This window comes from Pseudomonas soli (genome assembly GCF_021283165.2).
GTDB lineage: Bacteria > Pseudomonadota > Gammaproteobacteria > Pseudomonadales > Pseudomonadaceae > Aquipseudomonas > Aquipseudomonas soli.
On sequence record NZ_CP128543.1, the window covers coordinates 1,667,273 to 1,688,699 of the forward strand.

At 63.7% G+C, this 21,427-nt stretch carries 25 protein-coding genes; 16 read left to right on the plus strand and 9 right to left on the minus strand.

Annotated elements, in window-relative coordinates; translation table 11 throughout:
* Positions 1–69 precede the first annotated feature (69 nt).
* From LU688_RS07840 to LU688_RS07850, 3 genes are all read right to left on the minus strand, one after another.
* The gene (locus LU688_RS07840; protein ID WP_023629932.1) at positions 70–1,248 is read right to left on the minus strand and encodes a vWA domain-containing protein; all 1,179 of its coding nucleotides are present in this window, start codon (positions 1,246–1,248) and stop codon (positions 70–72) included.
* Between the two features lie 13 nt (positions 1,249–1,261).
* On the minus strand, positions 1,262–2,107 hold the full coding sequence (locus tag LU688_RS07845) for an AAA family ATPase (protein WP_023629931.1): 846 nt from the start codon (positions 2,105–2,107) through the stop codon (positions 1,262–1,264).
* A gap of 190 nt (positions 2,108–2,297) precedes the next feature.
* Positions 2,298–3,371: a DUF748 domain-containing protein gene (locus LU688_RS07850; protein ID WP_160291275.1), complete on the minus strand. Its 1,074-nt coding sequence runs from the start codon at positions 3,369–3,371 to the stop codon at positions 2,298–2,300.
* Between the two features lie 134 nt (positions 3,372–3,505).
* Between LU688_RS07850 and cysK the strand changes: the two genes are divergently transcribed.
* The 3 genes from cysK to LU688_RS07865 all read left to right on the plus strand — a co-directional run bounded on the left by cysK (position 3,506) and on the right by LU688_RS07865 (position 6,831).
* Positions 3,506–4,480 (plus strand): cysteine synthase A, encoded by a 975-nt coding sequence (cysK, locus tag LU688_RS07855; RefSeq protein ID WP_023629929.1) that lies wholly within the window; start codon positions 3,506–3,508, stop codon positions 4,478–4,480.
* Between the two features lie 156 nt (positions 4,481–4,636).
* Positions 4,637–5,572 carry an aspartyl/asparaginyl beta-hydroxylase domain-containing protein gene (locus LU688_RS07860; protein ID WP_011535083.1) on the plus strand — a complete coding sequence of 312 codons (936 nt, stop codon included), beginning with the start codon at positions 4,637–4,639 and terminating at the stop codon, positions 5,570–5,572.
* Positions 5,573–5,949: 377 nt separating this feature from the next.
* On the plus strand, positions 5,950–6,831 hold the full coding sequence (locus LU688_RS07865; protein ID WP_023629928.1) for a DMT family transporter: 882 nt from the start codon (positions 5,950–5,952) through the stop codon (positions 6,829–6,831).
* Positions 6,832–6,872: 41 nt separating this feature from the next.
* Here LU688_RS07865 and LU688_RS07870 read toward each other — a convergent pair whose 3' ends face one another.
* Positions 6,873–7,748 (minus strand): DMT family transporter, encoded by an 876-nt coding sequence (locus LU688_RS07870; protein WP_110604994.1) that lies wholly within the window; start codon positions 7,746–7,748, stop codon positions 6,873–6,875.
* Positions 7,749–7,926: 178 nt separating this feature from the next.
* Here LU688_RS07870 and aceK point away from each other — a divergent pair, with 178 nt between their 5' ends.
* Positions 7,927–9,642: a bifunctional isocitrate dehydrogenase kinase/phosphatase gene (gene aceK, locus LU688_RS07875; RefSeq protein WP_104444338.1), complete on the plus strand. Its 1,716-nt coding sequence runs from the start codon at positions 7,927–7,929 to the stop codon at positions 9,640–9,642.
* A gap of 11 nt (positions 9,643–9,653) precedes the next feature.
* On the opposite strand, the gene LU688_RS07880 is transcribed toward aceK, so the two are convergent.
* A complete protein-coding gene (locus tag LU688_RS07880; RefSeq protein WP_160291276.1) occupies positions 9,654–10,514 on the minus strand; it encodes a DUF6279 family lipoprotein in 861 nt (286 codons plus the stop codon).
* Positions 10,515–10,643: 129 nt separating this feature from the next.
* Between LU688_RS07880 and LU688_RS07885 the strand changes: the two genes are divergently transcribed.
* Positions 10,644–11,480 (plus strand): CvfB family protein, encoded by an 837-nt coding sequence (locus LU688_RS07885; RefSeq protein WP_023629535.1) that lies wholly within the window; start codon positions 10,644–10,646, stop codon positions 11,478–11,480.
* Here LU688_RS07885 and LU688_RS07890 read toward each other — a convergent pair whose 3' ends face one another.
* Complete coding sequence (locus tag LU688_RS07890; protein WP_160291277.1) at positions 11,481–11,861, minus strand: hypothetical protein; 381 nt, start codon at positions 11,859–11,861, stop codon at positions 11,481–11,483.
* Positions 11,862–12,091: 230 nt separating this feature from the next.
* Between LU688_RS07890 and LU688_RS07895 the strand changes: the two genes are divergently transcribed.
* The 3 genes from LU688_RS07895 to def all read left to right on the plus strand — a co-directional run bounded on the left by LU688_RS07895 (position 12,092) and on the right by def (position 13,930).
* Positions 12,092–12,271 carry a CsbD family protein gene (locus tag LU688_RS07895; RefSeq protein ID WP_023629533.1) on the plus strand — a complete coding sequence of 60 codons (180 nt, stop codon included), beginning with the start codon at positions 12,092–12,094 and terminating at the stop codon, positions 12,269–12,271.
* Positions 12,272–12,437: 166 nt separating this feature from the next.
* A complete protein-coding gene (locus LU688_RS07900; RefSeq protein WP_023629532.1) occupies positions 12,438–13,394 on the plus strand; it encodes a YihY/virulence factor BrkB family protein in 957 nt (318 codons plus the stop codon).
* Complete coding sequence (def, locus tag LU688_RS07905) at positions 13,394–13,930, plus strand: peptide deformylase (RefSeq protein ID WP_031314713.1); 537 nt, start codon at positions 13,394–13,396, stop codon at positions 13,928–13,930. Before LU688_RS07900 ends, def begins: the two co-directional genes overlap by 1 nt.
* On the opposite strand, the gene LU688_RS07910 is transcribed toward def, so the two are convergent.
* Positions 13,927–14,334 (minus strand): GNAT family N-acetyltransferase, encoded by a 408-nt coding sequence (locus LU688_RS07910; protein WP_201755121.1) that lies wholly within the window; start codon positions 14,332–14,334, stop codon positions 13,927–13,929. The genes def and LU688_RS07910 overlap by 4 nt on opposite strands.
* 264 nt (positions 14,335–14,598) lie before the next feature.
* On the opposite strand from LU688_RS07910, the gene LU688_RS07915 reads away from it, so the two are divergent.
* A complete protein-coding gene (locus LU688_RS07915; protein WP_023629531.1) occupies positions 14,599–14,856 on the plus strand; it encodes a DUF2790 domain-containing protein in 258 nt (85 codons plus the stop codon).
* Between the two features lie 63 nt (positions 14,857–14,919).
* Here LU688_RS07915 and LU688_RS07920 read toward each other — a convergent pair whose 3' ends face one another.
* Positions 14,920–16,287: an aminotransferase-like domain-containing protein gene (locus tag LU688_RS07920; RefSeq protein ID WP_201755122.1), complete on the minus strand. Its 1,368-nt coding sequence runs from the start codon at positions 16,285–16,287 to the stop codon at positions 14,920–14,922.
* 76 nt (positions 16,288–16,363) lie between these two features.
* Between LU688_RS07920 and LU688_RS07925 the strand changes: the two genes are divergently transcribed.
* From LU688_RS07925 to LU688_RS07955, 7 genes are all read left to right on the plus strand, one after another.
* Positions 16,364–17,332, plus strand: coding sequence for a threonine dehydratase (locus LU688_RS07925; protein WP_038705616.1), 969 nt, complete (start codon positions 16,364–16,366; stop codon positions 17,330–17,332).
* 44 nt (positions 17,333–17,376) lie between these two features.
* A complete protein-coding gene (locus tag LU688_RS07930) occupies positions 17,377–17,631 on the plus strand; it encodes a type II toxin-antitoxin system HicA family toxin (RefSeq protein ID WP_023631068.1) in 255 nt (84 codons plus the stop codon).
* Positions 17,628–17,960 (plus strand): type II toxin-antitoxin system HicB family antitoxin, encoded by a 333-nt coding sequence (locus tag LU688_RS07935; protein WP_160291278.1) that lies wholly within the window; start codon positions 17,628–17,630, stop codon positions 17,958–17,960. The genes LU688_RS07930 and LU688_RS07935 overlap by 4 nt, the downstream gene beginning before the upstream one ends.
* 74 nt (positions 17,961–18,034) lie before the next feature.
* Positions 18,035–18,676, plus strand: a complete 642-nt coding sequence (locus LU688_RS07940) for a LysE family translocator (protein WP_104444335.1) — start codon at positions 18,035–18,037, stop codon at positions 18,674–18,676.
* A gap of 133 nt (positions 18,677–18,809) precedes the next feature.
* Entirely contained in the window at positions 18,810–19,235 is a 426-nt protein-coding gene (locus tag LU688_RS07945) for a YybH family protein (protein WP_023631071.1), read from the plus strand.
* Between the two features lie 46 nt (positions 19,236–19,281).
* Entirely contained in the window at positions 19,282–19,626 is a 345-nt protein-coding gene (locus LU688_RS07950) for a YciI family protein (protein ID WP_023631072.1), read from the plus strand.
* Between the two features lie 46 nt (positions 19,627–19,672).
* Positions 19,673–20,911 (plus strand): RNA polymerase sigma factor, encoded by a 1,239-nt coding sequence (locus LU688_RS07955; RefSeq protein WP_038705617.1) that lies wholly within the window; start codon positions 19,673–19,675, stop codon positions 20,909–20,911.
* A 38-nt stretch (positions 20,912–20,949) separates the two neighbouring features.
* On the opposite strand, the gene LU688_RS07960 is transcribed toward LU688_RS07955, so the two are convergent.
* Positions 20,950–21,420: a MaoC family dehydratase gene (locus LU688_RS07960; RefSeq protein WP_023631542.1), complete on the minus strand. Its 471-nt coding sequence runs from the start codon at positions 21,418–21,420 to the stop codon at positions 20,950–20,952.
* Between the last annotated feature and the right edge of the window lie 7 nt (positions 21,421–21,427).

Sequence of the window (21,427 nt, forward strand, 5' to 3'; positions counted from 1 at the left end):
CACTCGCGCATTTGCAGGGCTGGCGTGGGAGCGGGCTTGCCCCGCGATGAGGCCAGTTCGGTCAATAGATTACTTGGACAGGTAACGCATCCCGTCTTCCAACCCCTGCAACGTCAACGGATACATCTTGTCCTCGATCAAGTCCCGCACCAGGTGGGTCGAGGCGGTATAGTCCCAGGCCTGTTTTGGATACGGGTTGATCCAGATGATCTTCCTGAATTTCTCCATGAAGCGCTGCATCCACACGTACCCGGCCTCTTCGTTCCAGTGCTCGACGCTGCCGCCTGGCTGGGTGATCTCGTAGGGTGCCATGGCCGCGTCGCCGACGAAGATCACTTTGTAGTCGTCGCCGTACTTGTGCAGCAGGTCGAAGGTGGAGAAGCGCTCCGAGGTGCGGCGCAGGTTGTTCTTCCACACCGACTCGTAGACGAAGTTGTGGAAGTAGTAGTACTCAAGGTGCTTGAACTCGGTCTTGCAGGCCGAGAACAGCTCCTCGCACACCTTGATGTGGGCGTCCATCGAGCCGCCGATGTCGAACAGCAACAGCAGCTTCACCGTGTTGCGCCGTTCGGGGCGCATCTGGATGTTCAGCAGGCCGGCGTCACGGGCGGTGTGATCGATGGTACCGTCGATGTCCAGCTCCTCGGCGGCACCTTCGCGGGCGAACTTGCGCAGCCGGCGCAGGGCCAGCTTGATGTTGCGCGTGCCCAGCTCGACCTGATCGTCGAGGTTCTTGTATTCGCGCTGGTCCCAGACCTTCACCGCCTTGCCCTGGCGCTTGCCGGCCTCGCCGACGCGGATGCCCTCGGGGTTGAAACCGCCCGAGCCGAACGGGCTGGTACCACCGGTGCCGATCCATTTGTTGCCGCCGGCATGGCGTTCCTTCTGCTCCTCGAGGCGCTTCTTGAATTCTTCGATCAGCTTGTCCAGCCCGCCCAGGGATTGGATCTGCGCCCGTTCCTCGTCGGTGAGCGAGCGCTCGAACTCCTTGCGCAGCCACTCGTCGGGGATCAACGCCTCGATATGCCGGTCGAGGTTTTCCAGGCCCTTGAAGTAGGCGGCGAAGGCGCGGTCGAACTTGTCGAAGTGCCGTTCGTCCTTCACCAGGATGGCGCGGGCCAGATAGTAGAAGGCGTCCATGTCGGCGAACACCACCCCTTTTTGCAAGGCATGGTGCAGGTCGAGCAACTCACGCACCGACACCGGCACCTTGGCCGCGCGCATTTCATTGAACAGGTTGAGCAACATGGCCCGGCTCCCGTCAGCGGTTGCCGCGCCGGCTCATGAAGGCCAGGCGCTCGAGCAGCGTCACGTCCTGTTCGTTCTTAACCAGGGCCCCGGCCAACGGCGGGATGGCCTTGGTCGGGTCGCGCTCGCGCAGTACCGCCTCGCCGATGTTGTCGGCCATCAGCAGCTTGAGCCAGTCGACCAGCTCGGAGGTGGAGGGCTTTTTCTTCAGGCCCGGCACCTTGCGCACGTCGAAGAACACGTCCAGCGCCTCGCTGACCAGCGACTGGCTGATGTTGGGGTAGTGCACGTCGACGATCTGCTGCAGGGTGGCGCGGTCGGGGAAGGCGATGTAGTGGAAGAAGCAGCGGCGCAGGAAGGCGTCAGGCAGCTCCTTTTCGTTGTTGGAGGTGATGATGATGATCGGGCGCTGCTTGGCCTTGATGGTCTCGTCGATTTCGTAGACGTAGAACTCCATCTTGTCGAGTTCCTGCAACAGGTCGTTGGGGAACTCGATATCGGCCTTGTCGATTTCGTCAATCAGCAGGATCACCCGCTCGTCGGCTTCGAAGGCCTCCCACAGCTTGCCTTTTTTCAGGTAGTTGCGCACATCGTGGACCTTGTCCACGCCCAGCTGCGAGTCGCGCAGGCGGCTGACCGCGTCGTATTCGTACAGGCCCTGGTGGGCCTTGGTGGTCGACTTGATGTGCCAGGTGATCAGGCGTGCGCCGAAGGAGGCGGCCAGCTGTTCGGCGAGCATGGTCTTGCCGGTGCCCGGCTCGCCCTTGACCAGCAACGGGCGCTCCAGGGTGATGGCCGCGTTGACCGCCAGCTTGAGGTCATCTGTGGCGACGTAGTCGCGGGTGCCTTCGAACTTCATTAACCGATCCTCTGGGTGGCTGGCTGGCGTCATTGCGGGCAGACCCGCTCCCTGTGGGAGCCGGCTTGCCGGCGATAGGGCCGGCCCAGGCAATACATGTTTATTGATGTGCCAGCGACTATAACGCCACGCCCGACGCGTGAAAACGCAGACCGGGTATTCAGTCCCTGAATGGTCCGTCACCCAGGGCTCAGTCGGATTTGGGCGCGGGCTGCTCGTAGCGTGCGTTGAACGCCTGGATGAAACCGTTGCGCAGGATCTGCAGGAACGCCTCGAAGGCGCTGATGTCCTGCTGGTGCACGCTGCCGCTGAGTTCCACGCGGGTGGCGAACTGGTTTTTCGGCTGGTTCTTGAGCACGGTCTCGGTGGCGCCCACGACGGCTTCCCATATCGAGCGCAAGAAGCCCTTGTCCTTGTCTTCCACGTCCTGCTGCCAATTGAACACATCGACATCGCGCAACAGCGGCTTGATGTAGCCCTTGAGCCGGCCGTTCTCGGCTTCGGCCTCGATTACCACATCGCCATGCCCGGCGTTGAAGTCGAACTTGCCGTAGGCACTGGCGAAGTCGTTCAGCCGACGCAGTTCCATGCCGGTGGCGCGCAGGCGGAACCGGAAGTCGTCGAAGTCGCTGAAAGGGTCGAACGTGGCGCGGCTTTCCACCTTGGCATCGCCCAGCAGCAGCGCCGTTCCTTCGAAGCTGGCGTCGCGTCGGCCCTTTTCGTCGCGCACGTTGGTCAGGTTGCGGATGCTTGCGTCCAGCCGGGTGGCCTTGAGGTCCACTGGCGGGCTGGAATTGAAGTTGCGGAAGGTGAGGGTGCCTTGTTCGATGCGCACGTCGTTCAGGGTGATCGGCAGCAGTTTTTCCAGTTGCTGGCGCCAGTCGGTGCCTTGGCCGGTCTGAGAGTTCTGTTCGTTGCCGCCGTCGACGAAATTGAGTTCGGGGCGTACGAAGGTCACTTCGGCGACCACTGCGCGGTCGTACCACAGCGAGTGCCAGCTCACCGACAGGTCGATCAGCGGCGCTTCGAGCAGCGGCACCGGCACCTTGCCGCTGACCTTGACGATCTTCAGGCCATTGATCTGGTAGGCGCCACGCCACCACGCCAGGTCGACGTCGCGGACCTGACCGCGGTAGTCGCCCATGTCTGCCAGCTTGTCGTTGAGGTAGTCACGCACCAGGTAAGGCAAGGCCAGGTGCAGGGCCGCCAGCAGTGCGACCAGGCTGACGAAGCCGACCAGTGGCCAGCGGTAGCGCGCTTTCATCAGGTTTCTCCACGGGAGCATGTGCGGTTGACCGCAGGCCGTTTCGTCGAGTTCGAACGGGCTTTACGCTCACCGATTGCAGGCTTACCCTCAGGGTTTTCCCTGCACTTTTTTCCTGTTCAAGGACCGCCGCCATGAGCCGTATCTACGCCGACAACGCCCATTCCATCGGCAACACGCCGCTGGTGCAGATCAACCGTATTGCCCCGCGCGGCGTGACCATCCTGGCCAAGACCGAAGGACGCAACCCAGGCTACTCGGTGAAGTGCCGGATCGGCGCGAGCATGATCTGGGACGCCGAGGACAGCGGCAAGCTCAAGCCGGGCATGACCATCGTCGAGCCCACCTCGGGCAATACCGGCATCGGCCTGGCCTTCGTGGCGGCCGCCCGTGGCTATAAGCTGGTGCTGACCATGCCCGACTCGATGAGCCTGGAGCGGCGCAAAGTACTCAAAGCGCTGGGCGCCGAGCTGGTGCTGACGGACAAGGCCAAAGGCATGAAGGGTGCCATTGAGAAGGCCAATGAGATCGTCGCTTCCGACCCTGCCCAGCACTACCTGCCGGGCCAGTTCGACAACCCGGCCAACCCGGCCATTCACGAGAAGACCACCGGCCCGGAAATCTGGAACGACACCGATGGCGCGGTCGACGTGCTGGTTGCCGGCGTCGGCACCGGTGGCACCATCACCGGGGTATCGCGCTACATCAAGCACACTCAGGGCAAGCCGATCCTGTCAGTGGCGGTGGAACCGGTGAACTCGCCGCTGATCAGCCAGACCCTGGCCGGTGAGGAGCTCAAGCCCACCCCGCACAAGATCCAGGGCATCGGTGCCGGCTTCGTGCCGAAGAACCTCGACCTGTCGATCGTCGACCAGGTCGAGACGGTGACCGAGGAAGAGTCCAAGGCCATGGCCATCCGCCTGATGCAGGAGGAGGGCATCCTCTGCGGCATCTCGTGCGGCGCGGCGATGGCAGCGGCGGTGCGTCTGGCCGAAAAGCCGGAGATGCAGGGCAAGACCATCGTGGTGATCCTGCCGGACTCGGGCGAGCGTTACCTGTCGAGCATGCTGTTCAGCGATCTGTTCACCGAGCAGGAGAACCAGCAGTAAGCGACACGCTGCAAGCCGCAAGTCGAAGGCATGGCCGCATTGACGCGGATCAGCTTGAGCTTGCCGCTTGCAGCTTCTGGCTTGCAGCTGCTCCTGATGGGTTTATGATGTCCGGCTATCTGGGGATGGCCTGATTTCCCCTCCAAGGAGTGTTGCATGACCTTTTCCTTCGTCGCCAAGGCCGGTGTCCTGCTGGTGTTCTTCGGCAGTGTGCTGTTTGTGCACCTGCGCGGCAAGGCACGCCTGCCGGTGCTGCGCCAGTTCGTCAACCATTCGGCGCTGTTCGCCCCCTACAACAGCCTGATGTACCTGTTTTCCGGCGTACCTTCCAAGCCGTACCTGGACCGCCAGCGCTTCCCCGAGCTGGATGTGCTCAAGGACAACTGGGAGGTAATCCGCGAAGAGGCCATGCGCCTGTTCGACGAGGGTTACATCCGCGCGGCGGAAAAAGACAATGACGCCGGCTTCGGTTCGTTCTTCAAGAAGGGCTGGAAGCGCTTTTACCTGAAGTGGTACGACAAACCGCTGCCTTCGGCCGAAGCGCTGTGCCCGAAGACCGTCGAGCTGGTCAGCGGCATCCCCAACGTCAAGGGCGCGATGTTCGCCCTGTTGCCCGGTGGCAGCCACCTGAACCCGCACCGCGACCCGTTCGCCGGCTCCCTGCGCTATCACCTCGGGCTGTCCACGCCGAACTCCGACAACTGCCGCATCTACGTTGATGGCCAGCCCTACGCCTGGCGCGACGGCGAGGACGTAATGTTTGACGAGACCTTCGTGCACTGGGTCAAGAACGAGACCGAGGTCACCCGCGTGATCCTGTTCTGCGACGTCGAGCGTCCGCTCAACAGCCCGCTGATGACCCGCATCAACCGCAAGGTCAGTGCCTTCCTCGGCCGTGCCACCGCGCCGCAGAACACCGATGACGAGCGTGTCGGCGGGATCAACCAGGCCTATGCCTGGAGCAAGCGCTTCAGCAATGTCATCAGCACCCGGGTCAAGCAGTTCAAGCGTGCCAACCCCAAGGCCTACCGCGTGCTGCGACCGGTGCTGGCGGTTGTCGTCGCCTACGCCCTGTATCGCTGGCTGTTCTGATTCGCGTGGGCCGGGCTCGCTCCTCGTGGGAGCGGGCTTGCCCCGCGATGATTCCCCCGCTATATTCCGAAACACATTCTTCTCTGAAGACCCGATCATGCCAGCCATCCCTTCCACCACAACTGACGTTCTCGCGCCTGTCGCGGGCGTGGTCGTGCGTGGCAGCCAGCAGCCGGCCATGATCAGTCTCTCTCCACCACCTGTCAGTGGCGTGGTAGGCGGCGTAGCTCCGCCTCCTTGCGCAGTCGTGGTGCTGGGCTGACCGGCCGCTGGCCGCTCCCCACCGCACTCGCAACCTACTGAACACGGTCGGCTATCCCCGCAAGTCGCGATAGGCCCTCCGTACGGCTCATTTGCCCGTATACAGGTGGCAATACATGTTTGTTCTCAACAAAGCTTCCGTGGCCTCGGCGGCCACGACCAGCCTGTTCGTCCTGCTGTGGAGCAGCGGGGCGATCGTCTCCAAGCTTGGCCTGGCCGAGGCCAGCCCCTTCGCCTTCCTGCTGCTGCGTTCGGCCTTGGCGCTGTTCGGTCTGCTGTTGATCGGTCCGTTGCTCGGATTGCGTTGGCCACGTACCCGGGGCGGCATTGTTCGCGCCCTGGGGACCGGCTGCGTGTTGCTCGGCGCCTACCAGATCTTCTACCTGCTGGCGCTGAACACCCATGTCACGCCTGGCGTCATGGCCACGGTCATGGGCGTGCAACCGATCCTGACCGTGGTGCTGATGGAGCGTCAGCGGTCCTGGAGCCGATTGTTCGGCCTGGGGCTTGGTCTTGGCGGTCTGGTGATGGTGGTCTACCAGGGCATCAACCTGGGTGGGGTGTCCCTCGCCGGGATGCTGTTTGCCCTGCTGGCGCTTGGCAGCATGACCTTGGGCTCGATCCTGCAGAAACGCATTACTGACAACCCCATGGGCACTTTGCCCTTGCAATACTTGGCGGGCTTCGCAATGTGCGCAGTGTTCGCGCCGTTGCAGCCGCTGCATGTCCAGTGGAACGCCAGTTTCCTCGGTGCGCTGCTATGGATGGGGCTGGTGGTCTCGTTGCTGGCCACGCTGCTGCTGTACCGGCTGATCGCAAGGGGCAACCTGGTCAATGTCACCAGCCTGTTCTACCTGGTGCCGGCGGTCACGGCGGTGATGGATTTCATCATCTTCGGCAACCGCCTGGCGCCCCTCAGCCTGCTGGGGATGGGACTGATCGTGATCGGCTTGCTGTTCGTGTTCCGTAAGCCTGCGTTGCGCACAGCCGAGGCCTGAGTCAACGAGCGGTGGGAGCGGGGCAATCCCGCTCCCCTTTTTCAGTGCCGTGCCGGGCGCAGCACCAACCACAGCGCCGCACCGATCAGCAGACCGCCATACAAGTGCGCCATCGACAGCGGCTCATCCAGCAGCCATGCGCCCCATAGCACGCCGAATACCGGGATCAGGAAGGTCACGGTACTGGCCTTGACCGGCCCGATTTCGTTCAGCAGGCGGAAGTACAGGATGTAGGCGAACGCCGTGCACAGTAGCCCCAGGCCCAGGAGCGACAGCCATACCTGCCAGTCGCCCCAGCTGGCCGGTGGCTGGGTCAGCGCGCTCCAGGCGAACAGCGGGCTGAGCAGCAAGGTGGCGCCGAGCATGCTGCCCAGCGCCGACAGACGGCTGTCCAGCGTGCCGACCCAGCGCCTTGCCAGGAAGCCCGCGAAGCCGTAGCAGGTGGTGGCGGCCAGGCAGGCCAGTGCGCCTTGCACCAGGGCCATGTCCAGCGCCACTGGGCCGGCACCGCTGAGGATGCCGACACCGAACAGCCCGAGGAAGATCCCGCAGAGCTTGGGCAGGGTCATGGCTTCGCGGAAGAACAAGGCGCCGATCAGCACGCCCATCAGCGGCGTGGTGGCGTTGAAGATCGCCGAATAGCCGGCCGGCAGCACCTGCGCCGCCACGGAATAGAACGTGGCCGGAATGCCCGAGTTGATCATGCCCAGCACCAGGCAGGCGCCCAGCTTGCCCTCGAAGTTCCAGCGCACGCGGGCGGCGGCGAGGATGGCGATCAGTCCCAGGCAGGCAATCGACACGCGGAAGAAGGCGGTCGGCACGGTGCCCAGCTCGGGGGCAATGATGCGCATGAACAGGAAGCTGGCGCCCCAGACAGCGGCAAGGGTCAGCAGGCGGGCGAGGGCGATGGGGCTCACGGGGGTCTCCGGCGGTAGGGCAGGGCGCGAGTGTACGTCAGGGCGAGTTGGGGATTCTTGTGCTTTCTTGCTGTGTGAATCCGGGGTCGCCTCACGGGCTTCATCGCCGGCAAGCCGGCTCCCACAGGGCTCGTATCCGACTAAGCTCTCTCGGTGACCATTGCATAGAGGCACGCGCATGACCCCAGCCTGGCCCGCCGTCGATATCGCCCGGATGATCCTCGATGGCTTCGACGACTACCGCGAGCACTTTCGCCGTATCACCCTCGGCGCCCGCGAGCGCTTCGAACAGGCGCGCTGGCAGGACATCCAGCACGCCGCCGCGGCGCGCATCAACCTGTATGAAGAGAAGGTCGCCGAGGTCAACGGCTGGTTGCGCCAGCGCTTCGATACCAAGGTGCTGCTGGACGTCGAGCAATGGCCGCTGGTCAAGAACGCCTACATCCGCCTGATCGACCCCCGGTTGGACGACGAGCTGGCCGAGACCTGGTACAACTCGTTGTTCTGCAGCCTGTTCAGCCACGACCTGATCAGCGACGGCTGCATGTTCATCCATACCACGCGGCCATCGATGCGAGGCCATGAACGGGCGGCGCAGACGCGTACCTATGCGCTGCAGGATGGGCTCAAAGGCTTGTTGCGAGCGATTTTCGCCGATTATGCGTTCGACGTGCCTTATGGCGACCGGGAGGGCGATATCGCGCGGCTTGAGGATCAGTTGCGCGAATGCCTGCCCGATTGGGTCTGCAAGGATCCGGCCTTGGCCGTGGAGCTGTTCACCCCCGTGCTTTACCGCAACAAGGGCGCCTATCTGGTCGGCCGCCTGTACACCCCCGACGAGCAGTGGCCACTGGTGATCCCGCTGCTGCACCGCGAGGGACATGGCATCGAGGCCGATGCGCTGATCACCGACGAGGCGGAGGTGTCGATCATCTTCTCCTTCACCCGTTCGTATTTCATGGTCGATGTGCCGGTGCCGGCGGAGTTCGTCAACTTCCTCAAGCGCATCCTGCCGGGCAAGCACATCGCCGAGCTGTACACCTCGATCGGGTTCTACAAGCATGGCAAGTCGGAATTCTATCGGGCGCTGATCAACCACCTGGCCAACAGCGACGACCGCTTTGTCATGGCCCCGGGCGTGCGCGGCATGGTCATGAGCGTGTTCACCCTGCCGGGCTTCAACACTGTGTTCAAGATCATCAAGGACCGCTTCTCGCCGTCGAAGACTGTCGACCGGGCCACGGTGATCGAGAAATACCGCCTGGTAAAAAGCGTCGACCGAGTCGGGCGCATGGCCGATACCCAGGAGTTCGCCGATTTTCGCTTTCCCCAGGGCAAGTTCGACCCCGATTGCCTGGCGGAACTGCTTGAGGTGGCGCCCTCCACCGTGGCGCTTGAGGGCGACACGGTGCTGATCCGCCACTGCTGGACCGAACGGCGCATGACCCCGCTCAACCTGTACCTCGAACAGGCCAGCGAAGCCCAGGTGCTGGAGGCGCTGGAAGACTATGGGCTGGCGATCAAGCAATTGGCGGCGGCGAACATATTCCCCGGCGACATGCTGCTGAAGAACTTCGGCGTCACCCGCCATGGCCGGGTGGTGTTCTACGACTACGACGAGATCAGCTACCTCACCGAGGTCAACTTCCGCCATATCCCGCCGCCGCGTTATCCGGAGGATGAGATGTCCGGCGAGCCGTGGTACTCGATCGGGCCGCATGACGTGTTCCCCGAGGAGTTTCCGCCATTCCTTTTCGCCGATATCGGCCAGCGCCGCTTGTTCAGCCGCCTGCATGGCGAGCTGTACGACGCCGATTACTGGAAAGGCCTGCAGGAGGCGATCCGGGCGGGGAAGGTGATCGATGTGTTCCCTTATCGGCGCAAAGGGCGTTAGGCCTCAGGTTTTCAGCCTCTGAGGCACTTGAGTTCGCTGAAGTCCGAACGCACCTTGCTCAGCCGCTGCTGCAGGAATTGCCGCTGGGCCGGGCTGCTCTGTTTCAGCAGATCCACCAGCAGGCTGCGTGCCTGGCGCTCGGTGTTCTGGAATGCCTGGCGGTACTCCGGTGTCCACAGGCTTTCCTTGCGCTGCAGCAACTGCGCCAACCTGGGCTCGAAGCTTGGGCTGGCGCGCTGGTCCATCGCCAGCACCAGTTGCTGCTGCCATTGGGCGCGGTTGGCGATCCACTGGCGATTCTGGTCACCCAAGGCCTGTGACCAGCTCATCACCCGCAGCCGTTGCTCGGCATCTAGCTCGCCCAGCCAGGGCTCGAGGCGCTTGCGCATGCGTGCGGCACGGTTTTCGACCTGCTTGGCCAATGGTGTGTCGACGTACTCCTTCTGGCGTTTGTCGATGTCCTTGCGAAAAGCCTCGCGCATTTCCGCTACTTGGCTGTCATTCATGCCCTTGAGCAGTTCCGCGGCAGAGGGGGTTATCGCTTCGGTGACCCGGCCGATGGCCTGGCGTGCCTCGACCGTGCGTTGGCGCAGGTTTTCATCGGTGACCGCGTCGTTGGCGACCATCAGTTGCACCCGGTCGAGCCAGTCGAGGTAGCCGGGCAGTTGGGTCTTGCAGTGCCAGGCCAGGTGCGCCTTGAGCCGTTCGTCGAGCAACTGCTTCTGCTCGCGGTTCATGTCCAGGTAGTCGCCCAGCGACCACGGCACCAGGCGATCAAGGTTGCGGTAGGCCAGGTCGATGCGGCTGCAGGCCGTCAGTGCCAGGGCGAAGCCGATTAGCATGAGCAGGGCTTTGGGCAGGCGAAGGGGCATGAGCGAATCCTTGCTGGGCTGGCCAGGCGGTAGACGCACGGTTAGCTCGACGGTTCCGGCGAATGTGCGCTCGGGCGGCCGGGCGGGTCAGGTGTTAGAATAGTCGCCTTGTCTTGAGGATCTTCGGAAATGGCTCTGCTTGGGCGTTACAACAGTTTGCAAATCGTGAAACACGTGGAGTTCGGCCTGTACCTTGACGGCGGCGCCGATGGCGAAATCCTCCTGCCGCGGCGCTACTTCCCCAAGGATGCCGAGCTGGAGCTGGACGATTGGCTCAACGTGTTCATCTACCTGGACAGCGAAGACCAGCTGATCGCCACCACCGAAAAGCCGAAAATGCAGGTGGGCGAGTTTGCCAGCCTCAAGGTCAAGGACATCAACGGCGCTGGCATCTTCCTCGACTGGGGCCTGTCCAAGGACCTGCTGATGCCCTACTCGGAAGAGTCGCGGCAACTGAAGATCGGCGACTACTGCGTGGTCCATGCCTACCTGGACAAGCGCACCCGGCGTATTACCGCCACCGCCAAGCTGGACCGTTACCTGGACCGCACCCCGGTGGACTACAGCGTCGGCCAGCCGGTCGAGCTGCTGGTGGCCGGCGAGACGCCGATGGGCTTCAAGGCGATCATCAACAACCGCCATTGGGGCCTGATCCACAAGAACGAGGTGTTCAAGTTCCTGCGTTCGGGCATGCACGAGAAGGGCTTCATCAAGGAAGTGCGCGCCGACGGCAAGATCGCCCTGAGCCTGCAGCCGGTAGGCCAGGCCTTGGCCGACAGCCTGCACGAACAGATCATGCAGCGCCTCGAGGCCAACGGTGGTGTGCTGCCGGTGTGCGACAAGAGCGACCCGGCGCTGATCAGCCAGATGTTCAATGTGAGCAAGGGCAACTTCAAGAAAGCCATCGGCGCGTTGTTCAAGCAGGGCCGCATCGTCATCCATGACGATCGCATCGAGCGGGCTTGATCAGCCCTGCACGAAGGTGTTGAAGTCCAGCTGCTCGCCACCCGGGCGGGTGTCGCGCAGCAGTGAGTCGCGGTCGGCGCTCAGGGCCAGGCTGATGGTCGAACGGCGTTTGCCGGGATTGCGCACTTCCATCTGCTCCTGATGAGCCTTGAGGAAGTTGGTGGGCACCTTGAGGTGCTGCAGCCCGTCGTTCTCGGGGGTGTGCAGCAGCAGGTTGACCCAGTCGGGCTGGCCCTTGCGCAGCAGTGCAACCGGCACTTCGAACCACCACAGGTTGCGCTTGGTGTCGAGAATGGCGAACAGGGTGTTGGCACTGGTGAGTACCGGTTTGGCCAGCGCCTCGTTACGGCGAGCGATGGCGGTGGGTTTGTCGAGTTTCATGCAGGTTCCTGCGGGTTGACGCGAGTAAGGCCTGCCATTGTGGGGTGGGGCTTATCGCGGGGCAAGCCCGCTTCCCCGAAATCACCGAACCCGGACCGTGCAAGCGTATCGAGCACAGCCAATTGCCGTTTGGCTGACAGGGTGCAAATGAATTGAAACTCTGGCCAATGGCCTTGGGTCGATCAGATGTCGACACGATTTCCCGTGTCTTTCCCCCGAGGAGACATCCCATGAGTGGCACCAAGGACAAAGCGAAGGGCCTGGCCAACGAGGCCGTGGGCAATATCAAGCAGGGCGTCGGCAAGGTGACCGACAATGACAAGCTGCGCGCCGAGGGCAAGGCCCAGGAACTGAAAGGCGAGGCGCAACAGGCCGTGGGCAAGGTCAAGGATGCCGTGAAGAAACCTTGATCGCCGCAGCCTGGCCGCGGGGCAAGCCCGCTCCCGCAAGTTGGGGGCGGGCTTGCCCCGCGCTTGCTTTGGACTGTGCGCAAGGTACAAGCGAACAGCACGCCCGCCGCCTGGTCTATTAGACTTGCAGCATTGCCATTCCGATCAAGCGGCGAAAGGAGACGCTATGATTTTCCCCGACCTGCGCGGCCTGCCCCTGCACCGCGTGTTGGTGCGCACCGTCAAGGAGTTCCTCGATGACGAGATGTCTACCTATGCCTCCGCGCTGGCCTACCAGATGCTGTTTTCGCTGTTCCCCTTCCTGCTGTTCCTGATCGCCCTGATCGGTTTCCTGCATCTCCCGGACTTCTTCTCCTGGCTGCGCCTGCAGTCGGAACTGGTGCTGCCGCCCCAGGCCCTGGAGCAGGTCAACCCGGTGATCGACCAGTTGCAGCAGTCCAAGGGCGGGCTGCTGTCGGTGGGTATCGTGATTGCCTTGTGGACTGCCTCGGCGGGCGTGCGCCTGATGATGAGCGCGATGAACGCGGCCTACGACGTGCCCGAGGGGCGGCCGGTGTGGAAGCGCATTCCGCTGTCGGTCATCTATACCGTCGGCATCGCCGGCATGCTTCTGGCCGCGGCGGCGCTGATGGTGCTGGGGCCGCAGGTAATGGAGTGGATCGCTTCCCAGGTCGGGCTGGAGGAGGCGGTCGTCATCGTCTGGACCATCCTGCGCTGGCCGGCGATCATCATTCTGATGATGGTGGCGGTGGCGCTGATCTACTACGTGATGCCCGACGTGAAGCAGAAATTCCGTTTCATCACCCCAGGTTCGGTGCTGGCGGTGGTGGTGTGGATCGTCGCCTCGCTGGGCTTTGCCTACTACGTGAAGACCTTTGCCGACTACAACGCCATGTATGGCAGTATCGGGGCGATCATCGTGCTGTTGCTGTACTTCTACATCTCCGCTGCAGTGCTGCTGCTGGGCGCCGAGATGAACGCGGTGATCGAGCACATGTCGGCCGAGGGCAAGAACCCCGGCGAAAAGGAATTCGAGGAGGACAACCCGCAACAGAGCATCACCGTGCTCGGCCATGAGCACCCGGTGACATCCGAACCCCAGACCCGCGAGCCGAATACCTGATGATCCGCGACATTCTCAAGATGGGCGATGAACGCCTGCTGCGCATCGCCCCGCCGGTTCCCGAGCACATGATCGGCAGCCCGGAGCTTGCGCAATTGATCGACGACATGTTCGAGACCATGGCCCATGTCGGCGGTGTCGGCCTGGCCGCGCCGCAGATCGGCATCGACCTGCAACTGGTGATCTTCGGCTTCGAGCGCAGCGAGCGTTACCCGGACGCCGAGCCGGTGCCACGGACCATTCTGCTCAACCCAGTGATCACGCCGCTGGCCACGGAGGTCGAGGACGGCTGGGAGGGTTGCCTGTCGGTGCCCGGCCTACGTGGCGTGGTGCCGCGCTACAAGCACATCAGCTATTCGGGCATCGATCCGCAGGGCAACCCGATCAACCGCTTTGCCGACGGCTTCCATGCCCGGGTGGTGCAGCATGAGTGCGACCACCTGATTGGCCGTTTGTATCCTTCGCGCATCCAGGACTTCAGCAAGTTCGGCTATACCGAGGTGCTGTTCCCCGGGCTCGACGTGGCCGACGACTAACCCCGCCTCATCGCCAGCAGCGCCTTGCTGCGCTGGTAGCGGGCCAGGCGTGAGGCCAGGGCCTGGGGCAGGGTGGTTGTCGGTGTGAAGGCCAAGCGTTGGTAGAAGGGCGCCAAATCCGGGTGGCAGAACAGCCAGGTCGCAGCGTTGCTTTCGGCCAGCGCCGCGTCAATCAGCCGGGATGCGATCTGCTGGCCGCGCCACTGCGGGGCAACGAACAGGCCGGTCAGCCAGTGATCGCCACCGATGGGCGTCAGGTTCATCCCACCGATTATTTCTGCGGTACGCGCCACCCATTGCTCGCCTTCACCGGCGGCGCGCATGCGCGAGCCGTGCTGGCGGTAGAAATGGTCCAGCAGGCGGCGCTGGGTTGGGGGAAGGCGAGTGCAGGTCAGAGGGAGCATGCTTGGTTCACGCGGTGTGGCAATCTCAGGCAGGAATTCATCGGTGCTTTGTCGCAGATTGTTGCAAATGCGGCAAGGGTGAATGTCCGACTCCGGGGTTCAACTATTTCAGGCGGGGAGTAGACTTTCACTCATCCCCCCCGGCAGTACGATAAAGCGGGATCGGTACTTCGTGTCATCTTCGCAGTCGATGACAACTTCTCCGGGCCATTGACGGCGTCAGAAGTCACGCGATCAGCTTGATAGCCATCAAGGTCGACACCCATGAAAGCCTTACTGATTCTTGCATTGGTCGGTATGTCCCCGTTCGCCTTTGCGGACCAGGCCAAGACCGCAGACACCCAGCCCGTGGTCGAGCAGTACGACTATTCCACCAACCTCGACATCAAGCGCGTGATCAGCCTGTCGACGATCCCCAACGTCTGCGAAGTGGTGCCCGCCACCATGACCTACGAGGATCATCAAGGGCAGGTCCATACCCTCCAGTACCGTGCATTGGGTGAGGGTTGCCGGCTGAATTGAGCCGCGTGGCCGAGACAAGGTTCGTGGGAACGGGCTTGCCCCGCGATGGCGTTCAGCTGAGTATCACGTGCAATCGCGGCTCAAGCCCGCTCCCACCAGTTCCAGTCCTTGCTTCAACTGTGCCCGGCTGTGCGCCGCCGACAGGCTGATCCGCACGGCCCTGACGCTGTCGGTGCCTACCGCGAAGACGCTGGCCGGCACGATCTCCACCCCGTGTTCCCGACACCGCGCAACCAGCGCCTGGGCGTCTCCAGGCGTGGCCAGCCAGATGTGCGGCGACGGCACGCCCTCGGCGGGCAGCGCCTCGCCCAGCACCGCCCGCGCCAGGCGCCAGCGTTCGCCCAGTTCCTCCCGTTGCCAGGCCAGCCGCCGTGCGGCGGTGCCATCCGCGATCCATTGGCAGGCGATGCGCAGGTTCAGCGGCGACACCGACCAGTGGGTGGCCTGGGCATAGGGGTCGATCTGCTCCAGCAATGCTGGCCGGGCCACGATCCAGCCCAGGCGCAAGCCGGCGGCGACGGTCTTGGACAGGCTGCTGATCAGCACGCCACGGCCTTCGAACAAGGGGTAGAGGGGTGGCCGGTCGGTCAAGGCGCCATACACGTCATCCTCGATGACCAGCAGTTGGTGGCGCCTGGCGACTTGCGCCAGCGCCAGGCGCCGGGCCTCGCCCATGCACGCGGCGGTCGGGTTGTGCAGGGTAGGGGTGGTGACCAATACCCGCGCGCCGCTCGCGCGGACCACACGGTCCAGTTCTTCCGGAAGCAGGCCTTGCTCATCCAGGGCCACGCCGTGCACGGGCAGGCGCAACTGGCGACAGGCCGCCTTGATGCCCGGGGCGGTCAACGCCTCGACCATCACTGGCTCGCCCGCCTGGCACAACGACTGCAACACCAGGGTCAGCGCCTGCTGGGCGCCCCCGCAAAGCAGCACGTCCTCTGGCGCCAGGTCCAGACCGCGGTTGCCCAGCCAGCGCGCCCCCTCGATCCGCCCCAGCAGCAACTGCTCGGGCCCCAGGTAATGGTCGAGCAAGGCGGTATCGCCCTGTTCGAGCAGCCTGCGCAGGCTGTGCTCGAGGTCGAGATTGCAGGGATCGGCCACCGGCACATTGGTCGACAGATCGATCACTGGGTGCTGGCGGCTGGGTTGCTTGAGGCGAAACAGCGTCGCTTCCTTGCTGCTGGCCAGCACATAGGTACCGCGTCCCACCTCCCCGGACACCAGGTGCCGCGCGGCTGCTTCTCGGTAGGCCTGCTGCGTGGTGCTCGGGTTCAGGCCCAGCGCCCAGGCGAGGCGGCGTTGCGGGGGCAGGCGTTCACCGACCTTCAGTTCACCCTGTTCGATGGCGTTGGCGATGGCCTCGACCAGTGCCTGGTAGCGCGGCTGGTCGTTGGCCGGGAGGCTCGGAATCCACACGAAATTGCTACCCATGCAATATTTATTTGGACCCATACAATGCCCGGCGCTTAGGATCGGTTCAACCCCATACCGATGAAGGACGTTCGCCATGTTCGACTTGCCCGCCCTGCGCGAAGCCGCCGCTTTCGTTCACCAGCACGTGCCGCCGACCCCACAGCACGCCTGGCCGCTGCTGGCCGAGCGGCTGGGTTGCCAGCTGTGGGTCAAGCACGAGAACCATGCGCCCACGGGGGCCTTCAAGGTGCGCGGCGGGCTGGTCTATGTCCGCTCGCTGTTGGCCAGTGGCGCAGTCCCCCGTGGCCTGGTTACCGCCACGCGCGGCAATCACGGCCAGAGCATGGCCCTGGCGGCGCGCCAGGCTGGTTTGCCGCTGGTGATCGTGGTGCCGGAGGGCAATTCACGGGAGAAGAACGCAGCCATGCGCGCCCTGGGCGCGGAGCTGGTGGAGCATGGCGTGGACTTCGACGTGGCCCGGGAAGAGGCGGCGCGCCTGGCCGATGCGCGGGGCTTTGCCATGGTTCCCTCGTTCCATCCGGAGCTCGTGCGTGGCGTGGCCACCTACGCCCTGGAGCTGTTCGAGGCGGTGACCGACCTGGATTGCGTGTACGTGCCGATCGGCATGGGGTCGGGCATCTGTGGGCTGATCCAGGCGCGCAACCTGCTTGGGTTGTCCACTGAAATCGTCGGCGTGGTATCCACTGCGGCAGACGCTTATGCCCAGAGCTTCGAGCTGGGGCGCATCGTCACCACCGCCAGCGCCGATACCTTCGCCGACGGCATGGCCTGCCGCGTGCCGCATCCCGACGCCTTTGCTCTGGTACGCGAGCATGCTGCACGCATCGTGCGGGTGAGCGACGAGGCGATCGCCGAAGCCATGCGCCTCTACCACGAAACCACCCACAACACCGCCGAAGGTGCCGGCGCCGCCGCCCTGGCTGCACTGATGCAGGAGCGTGGGCGTCAGGCGGGCAAGCGGGTGGCGGTGGTTCTCAGTGGCGCGAACGTGGATCGCGGGCGCTATGCGCAGGTGTTGATGGGGACGAAAGATCCTGTATGAAAGTGTCGAAAGGAAGTGCTATCTTGATTTGATAGCATTTTCCGATGAACACTCGATATCGCAAGATTCTGGACAGCATCTTCAGAGCCCCGACCACACCCACATTGCCGTTCGCCGAAATCGAGGCTCTGGTGCTGCATCTTGGCGGCCAGGTGCTGGAACGGCAGGGTTCCAGGGTCAAGATGCTGTTGGGCGAGCAGTGCTGGCGCTGCCACCGCCCCCATCCTGGCAAGGACGCCAGGCGATATCAGATAGAAGAGGCCCGCGAGTTCCTGCTGCGGGCGGGAGTCCGACCATGAGCTGCATGCGATACAAAGGGTATGCCGCCCGCATCGAGTACGACGCGCGTGACGATATTTTCGTCGGCCGCGTGCTCGGCCTGCGGGACATCATCAGCTTCCACGCCAGCGCCGTGCCTGCGTTGCACGAGGCGTTCCGTGAGGCACTCGACGACTACCTGGCCGATTGCGCCGAACAGGGCGTCAGTCCCGAAAAACCGGCCTCGGGCAAGGTCATGTTGCGCATCCGCCCAGAAGTGCACGCTGCCGCCAGCCTTGCCGCCAGGGTAGCCGGCAAGAGCCTGAACCAATGGGCCGACGAGGTCTTCGAGCAGGCGGCGATGGCCTGACCTGCAAATTCCTCCTGTACCGCCAGGGGGCATTCAGGTTCAATCGCTGACTTTCGTCCGCAGTCGAGCCTGCCATGCCCTTTTCCAATGGTTTCCTCCTCAGCCTGTCCCTGTGCCTGGACATCGGCGTGGCCAACATCGCCATGATTACCCTGGCCATGCAGCGGGGGTTTCTTCAGGGCTTCTGGCTTGGGCTGGGGACCTGCGTCGGCGATCTCATCTACGCCATTGCGGCCCTGGCCGGCATGACCGTTTTGCTGCAGTTCGAAAGCGTGCGTTGGACGTTGTGGCTGGGGGGCTCCGCGTTATTGGCGTGGTTCGCGGTGAAGATGCTGCTGGCGGCGTGGCGCGGCGGGCACCTGGAGTCGCGTGGCCAGGTAGTGGTCGAATCAGGCTGGCGTGAGTTCCTGCGCGGGATCTTCCTGGCCATGTCATCGCCCAGCGCGATTCTCTGGTTTGCCGCAGTCGGCGGCGTGCTGATCTCCCGCTCCGGCGCCGGCAGCGCGCTGGATGCGGGCCTGTTCCTCGGTGGCTTCTTTGCCGCCGGGCTGCTCTGGTGTGTCTCGTTGTGCGGTATCGCCAGTCATGGCGGGCGACTGCTTGGCGATCGCCTGCTGACTTGGTCGTACCTGTTGTCGGCGGCGATCTTCTGCTATTTCGCCGGTTACGTGGTGCTTTCCGGTTACCGCGAATTCATCCTGGCAGTACCGGTCTGATTATTCTGGAGATTCTGTGCTGCTGACTTTTTTCTCATCGGGTTGTCGATTCTCCATTTTCCCGTTCGACCATGGGTGAAGGCGCCGGAATGCACCGGCGCCAATCATTGTTGAACGCTGGGAGGAAGCACCGATGAACAGCGCAGCCGAAACTGAACTTCGTCAATTGATCGAACAGTGGATGCAGGCCGTGCGCGAGCGCGACGTGGACCGTATCGTGGCACCCTATGCCGACGACATTCTCGCCTTCGATGCCATCCAGGCCCTGCAATTCAAGGGCAAGGCCGCCTACCGTGCACACTGGGAAATGTGCATGGGCATGTGCACGGGGCCGATGGTCTTCGAACTGGCAGAGCTGAAGGTATACGCCGACGGCGACCTGGCCCTGGCCCATTGGCTCAACCGCTGTGGCCCGGGCGACGACGAAAGCCAGTGCGGTTTCATGCGCGCCACGGTCGGCTATCGGCGCAGCGGCGGTCAATGGCAAGTGATCCACGAGCATTGGTCGGCGCCGTTCGACATGGAAACGCAAAAAGCCTTGTTCGACCTCAAGCCCTGATACCGCTCATCGCCCACCGCACCGAGCCGACCTGCTGGAGACGATCATGAAATACCTGTGCCTGGTCTATTGTGATGAAGCGCTGTTGCACAGCCTGCCCGACAGCCCCGAAGACGCCGAATGCATGGCCTACGCCGAATCCATCCAGGGCAGCGGGCGCATGCTCGCCGCCGAGGCGCTCAAGCCTGTGCAAACGGCCACCACGGTACGTGTACGCGCCGGTCGCATGAGCCTGACCGATGGGCCGTTCGCCGAGACCAAGGAGCAACTGGCCGGTTTCTACCTGGTCGACGCCCGTGACCTCAACGAGGCGCTGAACATCGCCAAGGGCATCCCGGCAGCCCGGGTGGGCAGCGTCGAGGTTCGGCCGGTGCGTGAACTGCAGCCCTGACGCAACGGGAGAAAAGCCGCATGAGTCACCAGGGAAAGCCCGATTGATGGTGGGGGAAGCGCAAGTCCGCCAGGAGGTGGAGGCTGTCTACCGCCGTGATTCGCGGCGGATCCTGGCGACCCTCATCCGCCTGCTGGGGGACTTCGACCTGGCCGAGGAGGCCATGCACGATGCCTTCTTCATTGCCGTGCAGCGCTGGCAGCGCGATGGTATCCCCGACAATCCGCGGGCCTGGCTGGTGTCTGTCGGCCGCTTCAAGGCCATCGATGCGCTGCGCCGAAGTGCCCGTTTCGACCGCTCCCAGGCCGACCTGATCATGTTGCTCGAACGCGAAGCCGACGATCCGGGCGAGCAGACGTTGCTGGCCGATGACCGTCTGCGGCTGATCTTTACCTGCTGCCACCCGGCACTGGCCTCTGACGCCCAGGTACCGCTGACCCTGCGCGAGGTGTGTGACCTGACCACCGAGCAGATCGCCCGTGCCTTCCTGCAAAGCCCGGCCACCATCGCCCAGCGCATCGTGCGTGCCAAGGCCAAGATCCGCGATGCGAAGATTCCCTATCAGGTGCCGGAGCTGAGCGAGCTGCCCGAGCGCCTGGAAAGCGTGCTGCGGGTCATCTACCTGGTGTTCAACGAAGGCTATTCGGCCTCGGCGGGCGAAGATGTCACCACCCGCGAGCTGACCGATGAGGCGATCCGCCTGGGGCGCCTTGTGGCCCAGTTGCTGCCCGATGCCGAAGTGCATGGCCTGCTGGCGCTGATGCTGCTGCAGGCATCGCGGCAGAGGGCGCGCAGCACCGCCGATGGCGAGCTGGTGCTGCTGGATGAGCAGGATCGCAGCCTGTGGGATCGCGGGCAGATCGATGAGGGCAGCCAGCTGGTCCAGCAGGCATTGCGCAGTCGCGACTTCGGGCCGTATACCGTGCAGGCGGCCATAGCCGCGGTGCATGCCGAAGCGCCTTGCGCCGAGGCCACGGATTGGGACGAGATCATCGGCCTGTACGATGTGCTGCAGCGCCACTGGCCATCAGCGGTGGTGGAGCTGAATCGGGCGGCGGCGCTGGCCAGGCGGGACGGTGCGCAGGTGGGGTTGCAGGCGGTGGAGGCAATCCTGCAGCGCGGCGAGCTGGGTGATTATCACCTGGCCCATGCCGCGCGCGCCGAACTGCACCGGCAGCTGGGCAACCTCGATCAGGCCCGGGATGCCTGGCAGCAAGCGCTGACGCTCACCCGCCAGGGGCCGGAACGGCGGCATATCGAACGGCGGTTACGCGAACTGGGCTGAGCTATCGCCAGCGTGCCCGCGATGGCCAGCTAGGTGAATCAGCTGGCGACAAAGTTCGGCGGGCTGACCAGCTCGACCGTCTGCTGCTTGCGCGGCGCGAGGATCTCGGCCTCGCCACTGACGACAAGCTCATCGTTCTGGTTGTACACATTGGTGGCGATGCGCACCTTGAACTTGGGCAGCTTCTCGAGAATTTCCAGGCGCACGGTCAGCTCATCGCCGATCTTCACCGGCTTCTGGAAGCTCATCTGCTGGCCCAGGTAGATGGTGCCCGGGCCAGGCAGGGTGCAGGCGACAGCTGCGCTGATCAACGCGCCACTGAACATGCCATGGGCGATGCGCTCGCGGAACATGCTCTTGGCGGCGAATTCGGCGTCCAGGTGCACCGGGTTGTGGTCACCGGACATGGCGGCGAACAGCTGGATGTCGCGCTCTTCGACAGACTTCTTGTACTCAGCTTTCTGGCCGACTTCGAGGGCTTCGTAAGGGGTGTTGGTGACCTGGGTCATCGAGGCT